The following is an 18248-nucleotide window of genomic DNA, read 5'->3' as shown; positions in this document are numbered from 1 at the left end:
GCGAGGCAAATGCGCGTGTAATGCCGGGCAGGGCGGGGGCGACCCCATGCACTGCCCGGAAGGCAAGACTCAGCGCAGGCCGAGCTTGCGGCTGCGCAGGAGCGCGGTAATGCTGATGATCGCGGCGAAGATCAGGTAGAAGCTCGGGGCGAGCTTGTTGCCCGTTGCGCCGATCAACCACGTGATGATAAACGGTGCGAAGCCGCCGAACACGGTCGCGGCGATGTTGTAGCCCAGCGAGAGGCCAGTCGTGCGCACTTGCACCGGGAACAGCTCCGTGAGCAGGGCGGGCAGCGCGCCGAAGTACGTCGTCATCAACAGGCCCAGCACGATCTGGAACACCATCAACGAGCCGAACGTCGGGTTCGCGTCGAGGAGGCGGAACATCGGATAGACGAGCACCAGCAGCGCCACGGCAGCGGCGAGCATCGGCTTGATGCGACCGTGCGTATCCGACCAGTGACCGACGATCGGCGCCACGATCAACTGCACCACGCCCGTGAGCAGCACGGCCGAGAAGGCGGCCGACGACGGCAGGCCCAGTTGCTTGACGGCGTACGTCGGCATGTAGAGCACGAGGTACGTGGCGACGGTCGCCATCACGACCACGCCAATGGCGAGCAGCAGGCGTTCCTTCTGGCTGGCGAACGTGTCGCGCAGCGGGCTTTGCGTCGGCTCGATGTCGAGGAATTCGGGCGTCTCGTCCAGACGGCGGCGGATGTAGTACGCCACCGGGCCGATGAGCAGACCGAAGAAGAACGGTACGCGCCAGCCCCACGACGCCATGGCTTCAGCCGACAGGTTGCCGGTGAGCAGCGCGCCGAAACCGGCGGCCAGCAGCGTGGTCAGGCCTTGCGAGGCGACCTGCCAACTGGAGAAGAAGCCACGGCGCTGCGGCGCATGCTCGGCCAGGAATGCCGTCGCGCTACCGAACTCGCCGCCGGCCGAAAAGCCCTGCACCATGCGGGCGATCACGATGCCCACCGGCGCGAGCACGCCGATGGTCGAGTACGTCGGCATGAGCGCGATGAGCAGCGTGCCGACCATCATCAGCAGAATCGACAGCGTGAGCGCAGCCTTGCGTCCTGCGCGGTCGGCGTAGGCGCCGATCACGATGGCGCCCAGCGGACGCATGAAGAACGACACACCGAACGTGCCCAGCGTGAGCAGCAGGGAGACCGTATCGTTGCCCGTCGGGAAGAACAGCTTGGCGATGGTCACGGCGAAAAAGCCGTACACCACCAGATCGAACCATTCGAGCGCGTTACCGATCGAGGCCGATACGATCACACGCCAGGCGTGCGGGGAAGTGCGGGCGAGGGGTGCCGCCGCGTTGGGGGATGCGCTTGCGCTCATTGGCGAGATCTCCAGAACCTGTCAGACGTATGTGCTTGTTATCTTGCGGATGAATGTCCTGTGCGCCTTTGTTGAGGCGTCTGGTACTGCGGAATGCCGATGTTGCGGGTGAATCCGGTAAAGCACTTGCTGCCGCGAAGGCAACGGGCCGCATCCGGCAAACGGAATACGGCCCGCAGAGGGTTTCGTCACGTCACGAGAGCGTCCGGTCCGGATCAAGTCAGGCCGGACGTCACAGACGTCACGGTCGTCACGATCAGGCGCCGACGGTGTTGCTGCGAATCAGCTTGCGCAGGAACGATTCGCACTGGGCGATCTGTTCGAGCGAGACGAATTCGTTGGGCTTGTGCGCCTGTTCGATGTTGCCCGGGCCGCACACGATCGACGGCACACCGGCCAGTTGGAACTGCCCGGCTTCGGTGCCGTACGCCACCTTGCGCTTGTCGGTGTCTTTGGTCAGGGCGCGCACCAGTTGAGTGATGGCGTCCTGCTCCGAGGCGTCCAGCGCAGGTGCGGCGGCGACCTTCTTGAACTCGATGCCGGCGTTCGGATGCTCCTTCTGCATCTTCGGCACCAGCTCGTTGACGGCGTAATCCTGAATACGCTGGAAGATGCCTTCCGCATCCACGCCCGGCAGGTTGCGGTATTCGAAGACGAATTCGCACAGCGCCGGAATCGTGTTCAGGGCGATGCCGCCCGAGATCGTGCCCGTCTGTGCCGTGGTGAACGGCACGTCGAACAGTTCGTCGAACGGACCGTTCTGCTTGAAGTGATCGGCCAGATCGCGGATGTAGCAGATCAGACGCGCTGCGTATTCGATGGCGTTCGAGCCCTTCGGCGTGAGCGACGAGTGCGCCGCATGGCCGCGCACGCAGCACTGGTAGGCGTTGATGCCCTTGTGCGCGACGATCACGCGCATGCTGGTCGGCTCGCCGACGATACAGCCGTCCGGGCGGATACCGCGCTCACGCAACTCGGCGAGCATCACCGGTGCGCCCACGCAGCCGATTTCTTCGTCGTACGAAAAGGCGAAGTGGAACGGCGTCTTGAGCCTGGCGTCGCGCATCTCCGGCAGCATCGTCATGACCGAGCCGATGAAGCCCTTCATGTCGCACGTGCCGCGGCCGTACAGATTGCCGTCGCGAATGACGGGCTTGAACGGATCGGTGTCCCAAGCCTGGCCGTCGACCGGCACGACATCGGTGTGGCCCGAGAGGACGATGCCGCCCTGGGTGTTGCCGTCTGCCGCCGGCAGCGTGACGAACAGGTTGGCCTTGCGTTTGGTGGCGTCATAAGACAGCCACGGCTCGACACCGGCGTGTTTGAGACTGTCGCGCACCGTCTCGATCAGGCCGAGGTTCGATTCGCGGCTCGTGGTGTCGATGCTGACCAGCTTCGTGATCCAGTCGACCGATGCCGGTTGGGCCTCGTGGGTGGCCTGCGGTGCGATAGCTTGGGAAGCGCTTGTCATTCGAATCTCCGGGAATCTTTCGTCATACGTGTAATACGTCTCTTACGTATTGCTACGGGGAAATGTTACTCAAAAATAATTTAGAGGTAAAAGGTTGTGTGAACAACCATTCTTGCCTCGCGGGAAAGGACGGGGAAAGTCCTAGGAAAAGGCACGCCGGGCGCGGGTTTGCCCGGACGCGCGGGAACGCGGGAAGATCAGGAATTGCTGCACTGCACACGACTTCTTGCCGGTTTTATTGCCGCTTCATGGTGATGTTTCGCGACACACGAGCACGCCGCGCGGCGTGCTCGTGTGCAGGGCATCGGTAGGCATGTCGGGCGATCCGGCCTCACGTCTCGAGCCTCAAGCCGCCTTCGCTCCCGGTGAACCGAGGGCGCGCAGCGTCTCCTTGATCGCACGCACGCGGTCGGTCAGTTGCGCATGCTTGACTTCGATGCGCAGCTTGTCCTGACCGGCGAGCTTGATGTGACGATGCTTCTGCACGAGTTCGATGATGCGCATCGGATCGACAGCGGGCGTCGGTTCGAATTGCAGCGCGATGGCCTCCTCGCTGGCGTCGATCTTGATGATGCCCAGCGGCTTGGCGAGCAGACGCAGGCGGTGCGTTTCGATGAGGGCCTGCGCTTGCTGCGGCAGCTTGCCGAAGCGGTCGACGAGTTCTTCCTGAATCGTGTCGATGGCGTCGGTATGCGTGCCGTTGGCCAGCCGCTTGTACAGCGAGAGGCGTTCCTGAACATCTCCGCAATAGTCGCTCGGCAGGATGGCGGGCACGTGCAGGTTGATTTCCGTGGTGGCGGCGAGCGGGGCCGTGAGGTCGGGCTCGCGTCCCGCCTTCAGTGCGCTTACGGCATCGGCCAGCATATCGGTGTAGAGCTGGAAGCCGATCTCATGGATCTCGCCCGACTGCTTGTCGCCCAGCACTTCGCCCGCGCCGCGAATTTCCAGATCGTGCATCGCGAGGTAGAAGCCCGCCCCCAGTTCTTCCATTTGCTGAATGGCTTCGAGGCGTCGCTGCGCCTGCTTGGTGAGCGACTTGGGATCGTGCACGAGCAGATAGGCATAAGCCTGGTGATGCGAGCGGCCGACGCGCCCACGCAACTGGTGCAACTGCGCGAGACCGAACTTGTCGGCGCGGTGCATCAGGATCGTGTTGGCGGTCGGCACGTCGATACCGGTCTCGATGATGGTCGTACACAGCAGCACGTTGGCGCGCTGGGTCACGAAGTCGCGCATCACGCGTTCGAGGTCGCGCTCATGCATCTGGCCGTGCGCGACGACGATGCGTGCTTCCGGCACCAGCGCTTCGAGTTGCGCCTTGCGATTCTCGATCGTCTCCACTTCGTTATGAAGGAAGTACACCTGCCCGCCGCGCTTGAGTTCACGCAGCATGGCTTCGCGGATCACGCCGTCTTCCTCGCGTCGCACGAACGTCTTGATCGCGAGACGTTTCTGCGGGGCAGTCGCGATTACCGAGAAGTCGCGCAGCCCTTCGAGCGCCATGCCGAGCGTACGCGGGATCGGCGTGGCGGTAAGCGTGAGCATGTCCACTTCGGCGCGTAGCGCTTTGAGTGCCTCTTTCTGACGCACACCGAAGCGGTGCTCTTCGTCGATGATCACGAGGCCGAGCCGCTGGAACTGGATGTCGTTCGAGAGCAGCTTGTGCGTGCCGATGACGATGTCGACCTGCCCCTCGTTGATGGCCTTCACGCTGGCGTTCACTTCCTTCGTGGTCTTGAAGCGCGAGAGTTCGGCAATGCGCACCGGCCAGTCGGCAAAGCGGTCGGAGAAGGTCTGGGCGTGTTGCTCGGCGAGCAGGGTGGTCGGCGCGAGGATGGCGACCTGCTTGCCGTCGAGCACGGCGATGAAGGCCGCGCGCAGGGCGACTTCGGTCTTGCCGAAGCCGACGTCCCCGCACACCAGACGGTCCATCGGGCGGCCGCTCGTCATGTCGCCCATCACGGCAGCGATGGCCGCGGCCTGATCCGGCGTTTCTTCGAAGCCGAAGCTGTCCGCGAACTTCTCGTAATCGCGCGGCGACAGCTCGAAGGCGTAGCCCGAACGCGCAGCCCGGCGTGCATAGAGATTGAGCAATTCGGCGGCAGTGTCGCGAATCTGTTGGGCGGCCTTGCGTTTGGCCTTTTCCCATTGTCCCGAACCCAGCGAGTGCAGCGGTGCCGTGTCGGGGTCCGAGCCGCTGTAGCGCGAGATGAGATGCAGTTGCGAGACCGGCACGTACAGCTTGCTGTCGCCCGAGTATTCGAGATGCAGGAACTCGGTTTCGCCTTCGCCGAGATCCATGCTGACGAGGCCTTGATAGCGTCCGATGCCGTGCTGGCTGTGCACGACCGGATCACCCACCTTCAGTTCGGCGAGATCGCGGACCATCGAGTCGACGGACGTCGCCTGTTCCTGACGACGCTTGCCTGCGCGGCGCGCAAGGCCCTCGTACAACTCGTTCTCGGTGACGAACGCCAGGTCTTCGGTCGGCAGCAGGAAGCCGGCGGCCAGCGGCGCGACACCGATGCAGAAGCGCTTGTCCGACGTCAGAAAGTCTTCGAACGATTCGACGCTCGCCGGACGCAGGTCGTTGTCGTGCAGCAGTTGCAGCAGCGTCTCGCGGCGACCGGCCGAGTCGGCACACAGCAGCACGCGAGCGGGCGTGCGCGCCAGGTACGCGCGCAGGGCGGCGAGCGGGTCGTCGGCGCGGCGGTTGATGGCCAGCGAGGGCAGGGGGATGGCCCAACTGCCATCGCCCGGCGTGGGGAGCGTGAGGCGTGCGAACGGCTTGGCGAGCGCGAAAAAGTCCTGATCGAGCAGGAACAGTTGTTCGGGCGGCAGCACCGGACGCTCACGATCGTGCGACAGGAAGTTGTAGCGCTGACGCGTGTCGTTCCAGAAACGATGGATCGCCGTGTCCAGATCCCCGACGAACACGAGTTGGGCATCGGCCGGCAGGTAGTGGAAAAGCGTTGCCGTCTCTTCGAAGAACAGCGGCAGGTAGTACTCGATCCCGGCGGAGGGCACGCCGCTGCCGATGTCCTTGTAGATCGGGCTGCGGCTCGGGTCGCCCTCGAAGACTTCGCGCCAGCGGCCACGGAAGGCGGTGCGGGCGGGTTCGTCGAACGGGAACTCGCGACCGGGCAGCAACCGCACTTCTTTGACCGGATACAGACTGCGCTGCGTATCGGGGTCGAAGGCGCGAATGCTGTCGATGGTGTCGTCGAACAGGTCGAGACGGTACGGCAGGGCCGAGCCCATCGGGTAGAGGTCGATCAGGCCGCCGCGCACGCAGTACTCGCCGGGGCGCATGACCTGACTGACGTGCTCGTAGCCGGCGAGCGTGAGCTGCGACTTCAGACGGGCCTCGTCGAGCCGTTCGCCTTGCGTGAAGAAGAACGTGTAGGCGGCCATGAAGCTCGCCGGGGCCATGCGGTACAGCGCGGTGGTCGCGGGAACCAGCACGATATCGCAGCGCTTCTCGCCCAAATCGTGCAGCGTGGCGAGACGCTCGGAGACCAGATCCTGGTGCGGCGAGAAGGTGTCGTAAGGGAGCGTTTCCCAATCGGGGAGCAGACGCACACGGGCTTCCGGGGCGCACCACTTGAGCTCCTGCTGAAGGCGCAGCGCATCGGTGGCCTGAGCGCACACGACGGCCAGCAGCGGCAGGCGCTCGCGGTTGGCTTCGAAATAGCGGGCGATCAGCAGCGCGTCGCTTGACGCGTGGGAGCCGGCGAAAGCGTAACGCTGTCCCGCTTTCACGAGCGGCACAGGCACGGTATTACGGGATAAGGCGTTGGCGGCGGACATAGGAAAAACGTTGCAGAAATGGCAAAGCACGGGGCTCCATTTGCGTGGGGCCCCGTGACAGTCGGTGTCTATTATAAAATCCCTGCTTTCTCCTTACCTGCGTTTTATCGTGAGCGACCGACTTTTTGCCGTGATCCCGTGTGCCGGGGCCGGCGTACGCGCCGGGGCCGACGTGCCCAAGCAATACCGAACCGTCGGCGGACGTCCCATGCTTCACTACGCGCTCGCAGCGTTCGACGCGTGCTCCGAGTTCGCGAAGACCGTGCTGGTGCTGGCGCCGGACGACAGTCACTTCGACGGACGGCGCTTCGGCACGCTGCGTTTCGCGGTGCGTCGCTGCGGCGGGGCGTCGCGTCACGCCTCGGTGCTGGGCGGCCTTCAGGCGCTCACCGAGTTCGGAGCGCAGGATAGCGACTGGGTGCTGGTGCATGATGCAGCGCGCCCCGGCATCACGCCCGAGCTGATTCGCACGCTCGTGGGTGCACTGCGCGCCGATCCTGTCGGCGGTATTCTCGCGTTGCCGGTGGCCGATACGCTCAAGCGTGAGCAGTCGCCGGTCGAGAAGAGCGGGCTGGCGGCCATTCGGGGCACCGAGTCGCGCGATGGCCTGTGGCAGGCGCAAACGCCGCAGATGTTCCGTCTTGGCATGCTGCGTCACGCGCTGGAAGACGCGCTGGCGGCTGGCGCCGAAGTCACGGACGAAGCCAGCGCCATCGAGCGCATCGGCCATGCGCCCAAGCTCGTGCGCGGCAGTCTGCGCAACTTCAAGGTGACGTATCCCGAGGATTTCGCGCTCGCCGAGGCATTTCTCGGCACGGCCAAGCCGGCCTGAGCGCTTGACCGCCTGATCGTTCCGCAAAGCCGGGTTCGCTGGGCCCGGCGCTTCGTATTTCCGCTTTTGGCGACTCCACATGACTGAACAAGCTGTTTCTCCCGTATCCCTTGCTTCATTGTCCAAGCTGCGCATCGGTCAGGGCTACGACGTGCATGCGCTCGTGCCGGGCCGTCCGCTCGTCATGGGCGGTGTGACGATTCCGTTCGAGCGTGGTCTGCTGGGCCATTCGGACGCCGACGTTCTGCTGCACGCGATTACCGACGCAGTCCTCGGTGCGGCGGCGCTGGGCGACATCGGTCGTCATTTCCCCGACACCGATCCGACGTTCAAGGGCGCGAACAGTGTCGTGCTGCTCAAGGAAGCGATGCGCCGAGTTCGCGAGCAAGGCTACGAGCTCGTGAATGTCGATTGCACGGTGATCGCGCAGGCGCCGAAGCTCGCGCCGCATATCGCCGCGATGACGCAGTCGATTGCCGATGCGCTCGGGGTGAGCGTCGGTCAGGTCAACGTGAAGGCGAAGACGAACGAGAAGCTCGGCTATCTCGGCCGACAGGAAGGGATCGAAGCCCAAGCGGCCGCGTTGCTGATCGGTCGCTGATCGGCAGGGGCGGAGGGTGGGGCGTCAGGTTGTACCGGACGCCCAGCAACGAGCCACGCAAAAACGGCGCTGCCGGATTCGTGAACTGCTCCCCCAAGGGTTGGATTATGTCCAAATCTTGGGGGGCAGTTCATTCGTCCGGTAGCGCCGTTTTGCTTGATGACGGCTTATGCCGTCATCGTCTCGCGAGCGGTGTCCAGGTCGCCTGAGGCAACCCGGCTAACGCCTGCTGTGTCGTGGCGGCTTATGCGGCCTTACGGCTCATGCCGCCTATACCGCCTATACCGCCTATACCGCTTATACCGCTTATACCGCTTATACCGCTTATACCGCTTCGGCAGCGATAACCTGCGCGGCAGCGTTGACGACCGCGGCGATGCGGCCCACGTCACGCAGTTGCGCGGTGCTCATACCGTGTTCGGCGCTGAGCAGATGCGCGTGCGACTTCACGCAGAAGTGGCACTTGCCGACGATGGACGCGGCGAGCGCGTACATCTCGAAACGACGCTGATCGACACCGCCACGCGTGGCATAGCCGTTCATGCGAAGCTGGGCCTTCTCGTTCTTGAGCTCGGCGTTGTCCGCCATCTCCAGATACGGGTACCACGTGTTGTTCATGCCCATGAGCGCGGCAGCGGTCAACGCGCCTTCAAGCTCTTCAGGGGCCAGCACGCCGGCTTCGCGGATCGCCTTGACGATCGGCCGGCTCTTGGCGGCGAAGGCAGCGGCCAGCGCCACGCCCACGGCATCGTTGCCTTCCAGCGAGGAGCGGGCGATGGTGCCGTCGAGGTTGAGGCGAATGTCCTTGGCGTAGTCAGGAATCTGCGCCTTAATCGCGGTGAGGAATTCCATAAATTTCTCCTATTGCTTTGGGCTGAAAAAGCCCGCTTTCGCGGGCTTCGAGACGACGCTTACAGCGTTGCACCGCCGACCGCGCGGTTGCACGGGCAGAGTTCGTCCGTTTGCAGGCCGTCCAGAATACGCAGCACTTCTTCCGGGTTACGGCCGACGTTCAGGTTGTTCACCGAAACGTGCTGGATGACGTTGTCCGGGTCAACGATGAACGTTGCACGCAGAGCCACGCCAGCCGCCTTGTCACGCACGCCCAGTTGGTCGATCAGCGCACCGGTCGTGTCGCCGAACGCGTAGTGGTTCAGCTTGTTCAGATCCTTGTGCTCACGGCGCCATGCCAGCTTCACGAACTCGTTGTCGCCCGAGCCGCCGAGCAGCACTGCGTCACGATCTGCGAAGTCGTTGGCCAGCTTGCCGAATTCCACGATTTCGGTCGGGCACACGAACGTGAAGTCCTTCGGGTAGAAGTAAATGATCTTCCACTTGCCCGGGAACGACGCTTCCGTGATCGTTTCGAAAGCCGACACGCCATTTTCTTCGTGGTTGTTGAAACCAGGCTTGGCCGCTTCGACCGAGAACGCTTCGAGTTTATCGCCGACAGTCTTCATCGATTACTCCTAAATTTAGTGCGGTTTATGTTGTGACGCCGCATGGCATCGCAACTAGCAACTGACCGGGATCACGCGATCCCGGTCAACCAAAGCAGTATACGCTATCAATACTGTGATAGCAATAGCTTTATTTTATGCGGGGGATAGTTAAAACAAATCCCGTCGATAGGATTTTGCGGCACGGCGTGACGCGAAACCTTGAGCATAGCCAATATTTCGCTCGCTCACATCAAACACTTATTTAGCAAGCGGAAATGACACGATGATTTCAAGTCCCGAGCCGGGGCGAACGTTGCGCAGCGAGGTGTGACCCTTGTAACGGGTGGCAATGCGCTGGACGATTGCCATGCCGAGGCCGGTGCCGTCCGCTTTCGTGCGCGCGGTGTCCACGCGATAGAACGGGCGGAACACGAGATGCAGTTGTTCTTCGGGAATGCCGGGGCCGGTGTCGCGCACGCGCATTTCCACGCGCTCGCCCAGCACTCGCGTCGTCACATGGACGTTGGCGATGTCGGTTTGCGCATCGCGACCATACTTGCGGGCGTTCTCGATCAGGTTCGTGAGCAGACGTTTCAGGTCGGTCCGCTCGGCGAGCACCGGGGCCGTGTCGGCCAATTCGACGCTCAGGTTGATGTCTTCGCGTCCCTCGAAATTCGCGGCGGTATCGCGCGCGATGTCCGAAAGGTCGATCGACTGGGGCGTGCGCGACGCGGGGCGGGCGTAATCGAGGAAGCGGCCGATGATCTCGTCCATTTGCTCGATGTCGCTGATCATGTCGCGCTTGACCGTTTCATCCGACGGACTCATCTCCGTCTCCAGTCGCAGGCGGGCGAGCGGCGTGCGCAGGTCGTGCGAAATGCCTGCGAGCATCAACGCGCGGTCGGCTTCGAGGCGGTCGAGTTCCTCCACCATCTGGTTGAAGCTGCGGTTGGCTTCGGCCGCTTCGCCCATGCCGCGTTCGGGCAACGGGTCGGGGCGCTGGCCTTCGCCGATGGCGCGCGCGGCGTGCGCGAGCCTTGCGAACGGCCGGTTCACGAGCGCGGTGATGAAGGCCGCGCCAATGAGCGAGAGCGCGAGGGCGAACGTCCCCCAACTGAATAGCTGAAGACCGGTGGCCGTGTCGATCCGGTCTTGTTCGATGGCGACCCAGTAGTCGTCTTCATCGATCTTGAAGCTGATCCACATGGCCGGAATGTCGTTGACGGCGGCGGCGATGACCGTGTCGGTGCCGAGTCGTCGCTGGACGTCGCGCACGATCAGATCCTGCACGACGCCGGCGGGCGGTTTCTCGACGGCGTCGGCCGGCTCGCGAGGGTACACGCGAATGCCTTCGTTGCTCTCCAGATCCTGGAGCAGCGCACGTCGCAGGTCCGGCTCCGAGTAGAGCAGGGCGGTGCGCGTTAGCTTGACGATGGAGACGAGCTGCTGCGCGACGCGTTGCGCGCGGGGCTCGCGTTCGATCACGCGAAAGCTCTGGTACCAGGCGGCGAGGCTGACGCCGATGAGCAGTGCGATGAGGAAAAAGGTACGCCAGAACAGACCGCCGAACAGCCCGCGTACCATCCGTATCGGATGCATGGGGTTGCTCCGTCTAATGCGTGGCTTGAGCGTGTCGGGTCGTCCGAAGCGCAGTGTGGCGGGGGCTCAGGGGAGCCACGTCGAACGGCATGGGAGACGATGAGACGCAAGACATGACGCCGGTGCGAGACAGGATCGCGACCGGCGTCGTTTCAAAGCTTGAGGCGTGATGACGGCGGATCACGCGCCGCCGTCCGGGATGAACACGTAGCCGAGACCCCAGACCGTCTGAATGAATCGGGGGCTGCCCGGATCCGGCTCGATGAGCTTGCGCAAGCGCGAGATCTGCACGTCGAGACTCCGGTCGAAGACTTCGTATTCGCGTCCGCGTGCGAGCTCCATGAGCTTTTCACGCGAGAGCGGCTGACGCGGATGACGTGCGAAGACTTTCAGTACAGAGAACTCGCCCGTGGTGAGCGCGATTTCCTGGCCGTTCTTCGTGAGCGTGCGCGTTGCGAGGTTCAGGGCGAAGTCACCGAACTCGAACGTCTCCATCGTTTCGCTGGGCGCACCGGGAAGTTCGGGCGGTGCCTGACGGCGCAATACCGCGTGGATGCGCGCAACGAGTTCGCGAGGATTGAACGGCTTCGGCAGGTAGTCGTCTGCGCCCATCTCGAGGCCGACGATACGGTCGACATCCTCGCCTTTGGCCGTTAACATGATGATCGGCGTGCGGTCGTTGGCGCCACGCAGACGGCGACAAATAGACAGACCGTCTTCACCGGGGAGCATCAGGTCGAGCACGAGCAGATCGAAACGTTCGCGCACCCAAAGCTTGTTCATAGCCGTTGCATTCTCGGCCACAAAGACATTGAAACCCTGTTCCCCGAGGTAACGACGAAGCAGGTCGCGCAGGCGCGGATCGTCGTCGACAACCAGAATTTTGGGAGAGTTTTTGTTTTCCATGCCACGTATCTTAGCCCGAAATGTTGCGAACTGAGGAGACCGCCAAAGCGGGTTACAAAGGGTTACACAATTTACCCTACGGCTTGTGCGCTGACCATAGGCAGTGGGTACACTTGCACGCCTGCCGGGGCAAAAAACAGCCGCATGGCATGAAGGACATACGCACAAGATGAGATGGGCTGCTGAGTTGACGTTACTGTTCGGGGGAATCATGCTCTGGGGACACCTGGGCGTGACCTATGCCCGTCCCGTAGCGCATTTCAGTACGCACACCTACGGCGCGAGTGGCTCGCGCGTCCGGCATGCAGCGCCGGCACCGTCGCCGCGCAATCCGTCGAAGCAGGCACCGCAGCCCGATCCACAGGCCGACCGTCGCAACGACGAACTCCCGAATACGCCGCCCGGCCGCCGTCCCAATGGTCATATGTCGCCGGAAGACCGGCGATTGCTGCGTCAACACATTCAGGACGCCGTGCGTGAACTATATAGTCACTGATACTGGATACGACGAGCGCTTCCGGCCGTCCAAGTCCGACGCATAACGCTTCCCCGAAAACGCCAGTGATCTCATTTTGACGCGAGCGTGCCATGAAGCCGAAACGACATCCGCCAGCCTCTGCCGACGCTGGCTTTTTTTGCGCCTTTGAAAAGCGACGCCGCTCGGGCGTGGCGACTGCCGTCGGGCTGGCGCTGGCTTTGGGTGCGCCTTTTGCCCAGGCGGTCGATTCCCGTGCTGCCGACGGGACACGTTCATCGCATCCGCCCCATGTCAGGGCGTCGAAGTCCGCAAAACCGACTGTAGATCCATCGTCTCGTGAGCTGACCGCCGACGATGCCCGTTTTCTGCTCACGCGCACGGGCTATGCTCCGGACGCCCGCGAGTTGGCGCCATTCATCGGGATGACCCGAGCGCAGGCCGTCGACCGGCTGCTGGCGCAAACCCGCCACACGGCAATGACCCCGCCTCCCGTCTGGTCCGCCGATCCGCCGCTCTATGGCGCTCCCCCGAAAACCATGACGGACGACGAGCGTCGTGCACTGAATGAGCGGCGAAACCGGATGGCGGCGTCGCTCTCGGGATGGTGGGCGCAGGAGATGGCGACGACACCGTCGCCACTGACTGAGCGCATGACGATGTTCTGGCACAACCACTTCGTGTCGAGTGACGACAAGGTCCGCGAACCGGGTGTGCTGTATCGGCAGAACGTGCTGCTGCGCGCCAACGCACTGGGCAACTTCGGTGTGATGCTGCACGAGGTGTCGAAGGATCCGGCGATGCTCATCTATCTGGATGGCGCGGGCAGCCGGAAGGGGCGTCCGAACGAGAATTTCGCGCGCGAAGTGATGGAGCTTTTCACGCTGGGCGAGGGGCATTACACCGAGCAGGACGTGCGCGAAGCGGCGCGTGCCTACACCGGGTGGAGCATCGATCGAACGACGATGACGTATGTCTGGCGTGCCAACGTGCATGACGGTGGCACGAAGACCGTGCTGAATCAGACGGGCGATTTCGACGGCGACCAGATGCTCGACATTCTGCTGGCGCGTCCGGAGACCGCGACGTTCGTCGTCGGCAAATTGTGGCGCGAGTTCGTGTCGCCGACGCCCGATCCCGCTCAGGTCGAGCGTATCGCCAATGCGTTTCGTGCGAGCGGCTACGACATCAAGGTAGCGATGCGGGCGTTGTTGCTGACGCCGGTGTTTTGGGACGCTCGTATTCGCGGCACGCTGGTTAAGTCACCATCCGAGTTCGTCACCGACACGGTGCGTGCGCTCGACATCGGTTATGACGATCCGCAAATGCTGGCGCAGCAGATGCGTGTGTTGGGGCAGGACATCTTCCGTCCGCCCAATGTGAAGGGGTGGCCGGGCGGCGATGCCTGGATCGACAGCACGACCTTGCTGGCGCGCAAACAGTTCGTCGAGCGCATGTTCCGTGCGACCGAGAAGGCGAATGCCGGTGGGGCGTCGGCGATGTCGCTGTCGTCTTCGCTCTCGTCGACGACGCGCCCGGGCGTTCAGCGCACGGCGTTCGGTGCGGGCAAGCCGATGCCTCGAACCGTGGCGGGCGTGCGCTTCGATCTGTCTCGCTGGCTGCAACCCTATGGGCTGGGGCCGGTCGATGTTCCAGACGAGGCGTCGCGCGAGGCATTGCAGCGTGGTGTGTTGCCGTTTGCGCCGGCGACGCCGCAAGCCGCGGGCGTCAACAGTGCGTCCTTTTTGCAGGCATTGCTGATGGATCCGGCGTATCAGTTGAAGTGAGGGCGGTGCCCATGGACGACTTTCTCGCAGGGCAGCCTTGCGTCCAGACTGGATGTTGGGCGGCGAGGTGATGCGGGGTAAGTCATGAGAGGTGTGAGATGCAACGACGCGATTTTCTGACGTTCGCCGGTGGCCTTGGCGCGGCGTGGCTGACCCCGACGCCGGTGTTGGCGGCGGCGCGAAGCCTGTCCGGCGGCATGCCGGGTGTGGGCAGTCATTACGATAACCTGCTGATCCTCATCGAATTGAAAGGGGGCAACGACGGGTTGAACACTGTCATCCCTTATGCCGACCCGATGTACGCGAGCCTGCGTCCGAACATTGGGGTGAAACGTGAGCAGGTGGTTCAGCTCGACGAGCGCAGTGGTCTGCATTCGGAGATGCGGGCGTTATTGCCGATGTGGCAGGCGAAGGAATTGGCGATCGTGCAGGGGGTGGGGTATCCGCAGCCGAACCTGTCGCACTTTCGCTCGATCGAGATATGGAATACGGCGTCGCGCTCGGACGAGTATTTGCGGGACGGCTGGTTGTCGCGCGCGTTTGCCGAGCAGGCGGTACCCCCGGGATTCGATGCCGACGGCGTGATCGTCGGCAGCGCGGAGCTCGGGCCGCTTGGGGGCGGTGCGCGGGCAGTGACGTTGATGAATCCCGTGCAGTTCCTGCGTGACGCGAATCTGGCGTCGGCCAATGCGTCGCAGGTGAGCAATCCGGCATTGGCGCACGTGTTGCGGGTCGAGAACGACATCGTCAAGGCGGCGGACGGCTTGCGTCCGCGTCAGGGGCAGTACGTGTTACGCACACTGATGCCGCAGGGCGCGTTCGGCAATGTGGTGAAGACTGCATTGCAGGTGGTCGCAGCGGCCGATTCACCGACGGGGGTGCCGCAGCCGGGACGTGGCGTAGCGGTATTGCGTCTGACGTTGAACGGGTTTGACACGCATCAGAATCAGCCGGGGCAGCAGGCGAATCTATTGCGTCAGTTATCGCAGGGGATGATGGCGTTGCGAGCGGGGCTGACGGAGTTGAACCGCTGGCAATCCACGATGATCGTGACGTATGCCGAGTTCGGACGACGTCCGCGAGAGAACCAGAGCAACGGCACGGACCACGGCACGGTCGCGCCGCACTTCATTGCGGGCGGACGCGTACGTGGCGGCTTGTATGGCGAGGTGCCGAGACTGGATCGTCTGGATGGCAACGGCAATTTGCCGTTCGCCGTCGACTTCCGGGATGTGTACGCCACCGTGCTGCAAAACTGGTGGGGCCTGAATCCGCAGACGGTGCTTGGCGGTGCGTTCAAGCCGCTGGATGTGTTGCGGGTTTGAGGAGGGGCGATTGATTTGCCTGTGATGGGTAGGCTTGAGTCGTCACGTGGTTGCTCGTGAGGTTGAGACGATGGCTGCGCGTGGCGGCGCTGGATGCCGGCAGGTTTGCGACTCATTAGCCGCCCAGGCCGATGGGTGCCATGCGGGCTCGATGGGGCGGTGCGTACCAGTGATTGGACGCACCAGTTCAGTAAGTCATATCAGCGAGCGCGCCAGGCTTTCCAGAATTTACGCAACGGCGTGAGGTCGATGCGTTGATGCAGCACTTGATAGTCGCTGGCGGCGACTTCGTCCATCAATGCCAGTTGCAGTGCTGCGAGGGCGAGCAAAGGACGTTGCTTGCGACGATCACGTGTGGGAATGGCGGCGGCCGCTTCGACAATGGCCTGACGCGCTCGCGCGTGCTGGAACTTCATCAGATCGACGAAGGCGGGCGAGTACTTGCCGTTCTGGATATCGGCGGCGGTGACGCCAAAGCGTTGAAGTTCGTCGATGGGGAAGTAGACGTAGCCGGCTCGCGCATCGACGCCGGCGTCCGAGACGCGTCGGCCGAGCGTAATCGCGTGACCGAGAGCGCGAGCAAGGGCTGGTGTTTGCGGGTCGTCGAAGCCGTAGACGTGCGCGGCGAGTTCGGCGGGGGCGCCACCGGCGGCGTCGCAATAGTGGGTGAGGCCGACGAAGTCGAGATACCGCATTTGCGACAGGTCCATCTCGGCGCCGTGCAGGACTGCCTCGAAGGCTTCGCGTGATAGCGCGCTTTGCTTGACGACGGGGGCGAGTGCACGGGTGACGGGATGCGCGGGGGTGCCCGCGAAGAGTCGCGCGAGTTCCTGACGCCACCAATCGAGCTTGGCGTGAGCGACGCCCGGATCATGGACGGCTGCGTGGATATCCCCGATTTCCTGACTGAACGCGTGGACGGCGTAGGCGGTGTCGCGTTTGGACGGTGGGAGTTGAAGCAGGGCGTAATAGAGCGCAGAGCCGGGCGGGCCGGCTTTCTGGCGACAATACTCGTTGGCTTGAGCGGGACTGGCAGCGGGGCCGGGGGTATCGTCGGCGGTCTCGTGGGGTTGCATGCGAATGGGGTATGGGTTTGGTCAGGTGCCCGAACGTAGTTGCGCAGGCGCGCAGCGGGGGCAAATGCCATGAATTGGTGCGAATTCTAGCATTTGACGCACGGGGCACGCGTGAGACGCCCAATGGACGACCGGAGATTGCTCGTTAAAGTCGGTTCATGTAGAATACGCGCCTACTTTGACGCATGCAGCAGGGCGGTAACCAGCCGCCTTCATGTCCTACCGGACCACGTATGCCGTCTACCCGATGCCGGGATGTCGCCTTACCCAGTGCCGACACCCACGGGTTGCGAGGATGGCGAAATTGGTAGACGCACCAGGTTTAGGTCCTGACGCCCGAAAGGGTGTAGGGGTTCGAGTCCCCTTCCTCGCACCAACTCCCCGTTTTGGCATCGGTTCTGTAGGTCTCACTTCTTCCCGCAATATCTCGCAAATGACCGGCTGGTAAGGCAAGCCGGGATTTTTGCGTCGATTCTGATTGTTCGTAGTACGTCCTGAGTTTTGGGTCTTCGCACCTCAAATCCCCTGCACCAATTGCGATAACGGCATGGGTCTCGCAACCCGGGGCGCCTTTCTTGCCCCTCACTTGGTCGCTGCCGTTTGGTGATCTTCCGAATATTCAAATTCGTCGCACTTCGTTTTACGGCAGATGCAGACCTGTGGAACGCCCATGCAGTGGGCCAAGCGGGCCGCGATGATCTCGATTTGCCATCGCTCCGAGGTTCCGCTCACGTTCGCACGCCGAATGGTTCACTAAACTCCTTTCCCGCATGGCAGTTTTTCTGTCATGTGTTCTGACTGAGCTGAAGAGAGTTGGCCCCGATGTTGCCCACATCGGGGCTTTTTTTTCGCAAGAACTGAAGCGCTCCCTTTGCGCCCACCCCCACGTCACTCAAAGTTGACGCTCCGCCACCCACGGCGCTAAACTCCGCTTCGCAGCCATCTTCATGGTCATGCCGCAGGCGTTATCGTCATCCAACGCGCCCAACCGAGTGGGCCTCAGCAGAGGGAACTCGATGCACAGGCGCCACGGTAATGCTTTCTGTTTTTCATTCCTTTGGCTAAGGCTTCGAGACCATGCTTATCGCATGGGGACGAACTACGCATCAACGTTTCGCATGCGTAGCGACCAACGGAATGTATCCGTGGCTTTCCTGACGTGATTTCACGCCACCCATGGAAAGACGCATCATGAAGACGACTGGAAATACGATTCTCATCACCGGCGGCACAAGCGGTATCGGCCGCGCGCTCGCCGAAGCCTTTCACGATCGCGATCTCGCGCGTCGATGGGCCGAGCGGGATGGATCGTATGACGCAATCTTCGCCAGTATGAATCCGCGATAAAAAGGCACGGGCGGGCAATTTGCGAAACCGCCCGTACCTCATCTCCATGGTCTCCCCGGAAATCGTGATTAGGCTGCGAGTGATGCTGCGAGCGTAACTTTCTTCCCCGTTAAAATGATCGCCAGACGGCACGTAGATGCTGCACCTTTTTCTCACCCCATGGAGGCTCCCGCAAATGCGCAAACTCTCTTTCTTGATGCTCGCTGCTACCGTTTTGCTCG

General features: G+C 62.8%; 13 protein-coding genes, 1 tRNA gene and 1 pseudogene. 7 read left to right on the top strand and 8 right to left on the bottom strand.

The window, feature by feature from the left end; genetic code table 11:
• Positions 1 to 69 precede the first annotated feature (69 nt).
• From PCA20602_RS06525 to mfd, 3 genes are all read right to left on the bottom strand, one after another.
• A complete protein-coding gene (locus PCA20602_RS06525; protein ID WP_150720487.1) occupies positions 70 to 1356 on the bottom strand; it encodes an MFS transporter in 1287 nt (428 codons plus the stop codon).
• A gap of 256 nt (positions 1357 to 1612) precedes the next feature.
• Complete coding sequence (gene argE / locus PCA20602_RS06520; RefSeq protein WP_150720486.1) at positions 1613 to 2827, bottom strand: acetylornithine deacetylase; 1215 nt, start codon at positions 2825 to 2827, stop codon at positions 1613 to 1615.
• 345 nt (positions 2828 to 3172) lie between these two features.
• Positions 3173 to 6637: a transcription-repair coupling factor gene (mfd, locus tag PCA20602_RS06515; RefSeq protein WP_150720485.1), complete on the bottom strand. Its 3465-nt coding sequence runs from the start codon at positions 6635 to 6637 to the stop codon at positions 3173 to 3175.
• Between the two features lie 109 nt (positions 6638 to 6746).
• On the opposite strand from mfd, the gene ispD reads away from it, so the two are divergent.
• Both ispD and ispF read left to right on the top strand, forming a co-directional pair.
• On the top strand, positions 6747 to 7469 hold the full coding sequence (ispD, locus tag PCA20602_RS06510; RefSeq protein WP_150720484.1) for a 2-C-methyl-D-erythritol 4-phosphate cytidylyltransferase: 723 nt from the start codon (positions 6747 to 6749) through the stop codon (positions 7467 to 7469).
• Positions 7470 to 7548: 79 nt separating this feature from the next.
• On the top strand, positions 7549 to 8070 hold the full coding sequence (gene ispF, locus PCA20602_RS06505; protein ID WP_150720483.1) for a 2-C-methyl-D-erythritol 2,4-cyclodiphosphate synthase: 522 nt from the start codon (positions 7549 to 7551) through the stop codon (positions 8068 to 8070).
• Positions 8071 to 8394: 324 nt separating this feature from the next.
• Here ispF and PCA20602_RS06500 read toward each other — a convergent pair whose 3' ends face one another.
• The 4 genes from PCA20602_RS06500 to ompR form a co-directional block, all read right to left on the bottom strand.
• Entirely contained in the window at positions 8395 to 8922 is a 528-nt protein-coding gene (locus PCA20602_RS06500) for a carboxymuconolactone decarboxylase family protein (RefSeq protein WP_150720482.1), read from the bottom strand.
• Positions 8923 to 8981: 59 nt separating this feature from the next.
• On the bottom strand, positions 8982 to 9530 hold the full coding sequence (locus PCA20602_RS06495; protein ID WP_069341163.1) for a peroxiredoxin: 549 nt from the start codon (positions 9528 to 9530) through the stop codon (positions 8982 to 8984).
• A gap of 240 nt (positions 9531 to 9770) precedes the next feature.
• Positions 9771 to 11111, bottom strand: coding sequence for an ATP-binding protein (locus tag PCA20602_RS06490; protein ID WP_150720481.1), 1341 nt, complete (start codon positions 11109 to 11111; stop codon positions 9771 to 9773).
• Positions 11112 to 11291: 180 nt separating this feature from the next.
• Positions 11292 to 12017, bottom strand: coding sequence for an osmolarity response regulator transcription factor OmpR (ompR, locus tag PCA20602_RS06485; protein WP_010808867.1), 726 nt, complete (start codon positions 12015 to 12017; stop codon positions 11292 to 11294).
• A gap of 169 nt (positions 12018 to 12186) precedes the next feature.
• Between ompR and PCA20602_RS06480 the strand changes: the two genes are divergently transcribed.
• The 3 genes from PCA20602_RS06480 to PCA20602_RS06470 all read left to right on the top strand — a co-directional run bounded on the left by PCA20602_RS06480 (position 12187) and on the right by PCA20602_RS06470 (position 15604).
• Entirely contained in the window at positions 12187 to 12513 is a 327-nt protein-coding gene (locus tag PCA20602_RS06480) for a hypothetical protein (RefSeq protein ID WP_150720480.1), read from the top strand.
• A 188-nt stretch (positions 12514 to 12701) separates the two neighbouring features.
• Positions 12702 to 14279 carry a DUF1800 domain-containing protein gene (locus PCA20602_RS06475; protein WP_425495649.1) on the top strand — a complete coding sequence of 526 codons (1578 nt, stop codon included), beginning with the start codon at positions 12702 to 12704 and terminating at the stop codon, positions 14277 to 14279.
• Positions 14280 to 14377: 98 nt separating this feature from the next.
• Positions 14378 to 15604, top strand: a complete 1227-nt coding sequence (locus PCA20602_RS06470) for a DUF1501 domain-containing protein (protein WP_150720478.1) — start codon at positions 14378 to 14380, stop codon at positions 15602 to 15604.
• 200 nt (positions 15605 to 15804) lie between these two features.
• Here the strand turns inward: PCA20602_RS06470 and PCA20602_RS06465 are convergent, their stop codons facing one another.
• Entirely contained in the window at positions 15805 to 16680 is an 876-nt protein-coding gene (locus PCA20602_RS06465; RefSeq protein ID WP_150720477.1) for a squalene/phytoene synthase family protein, read from the bottom strand.
• Between the two features lie 289 nt (positions 16681 to 16969).
• Between PCA20602_RS06465 and PCA20602_RS06460 the strand changes: the two genes are divergently transcribed.
• Together PCA20602_RS06460 and PCA20602_RS06455 are read left to right on the top strand one after the other, a co-directional pair.
• Positions 16970 to 17056 (top strand) — tRNA-Leu (locus PCA20602_RS06460).
• Positions 17057 to 17871: 815 nt separating this feature from the next.
• A pseudogene (locus tag PCA20602_RS06455) lies at positions 17872 to 17955 on the top strand (oxidoreductase); the annotation flags it as partial.
• Positions 17956 to 18248: the final 293 nt, after the last annotated feature.

This window comes from Pandoraea capi (assembly GCF_902459735.1).
GTDB lineage: Bacteria > Pseudomonadota > Gammaproteobacteria > Burkholderiales > Burkholderiaceae > Pandoraea > Pandoraea capi.
This window is presented reverse-complemented; position numbering and strand designations above follow the sequence as displayed.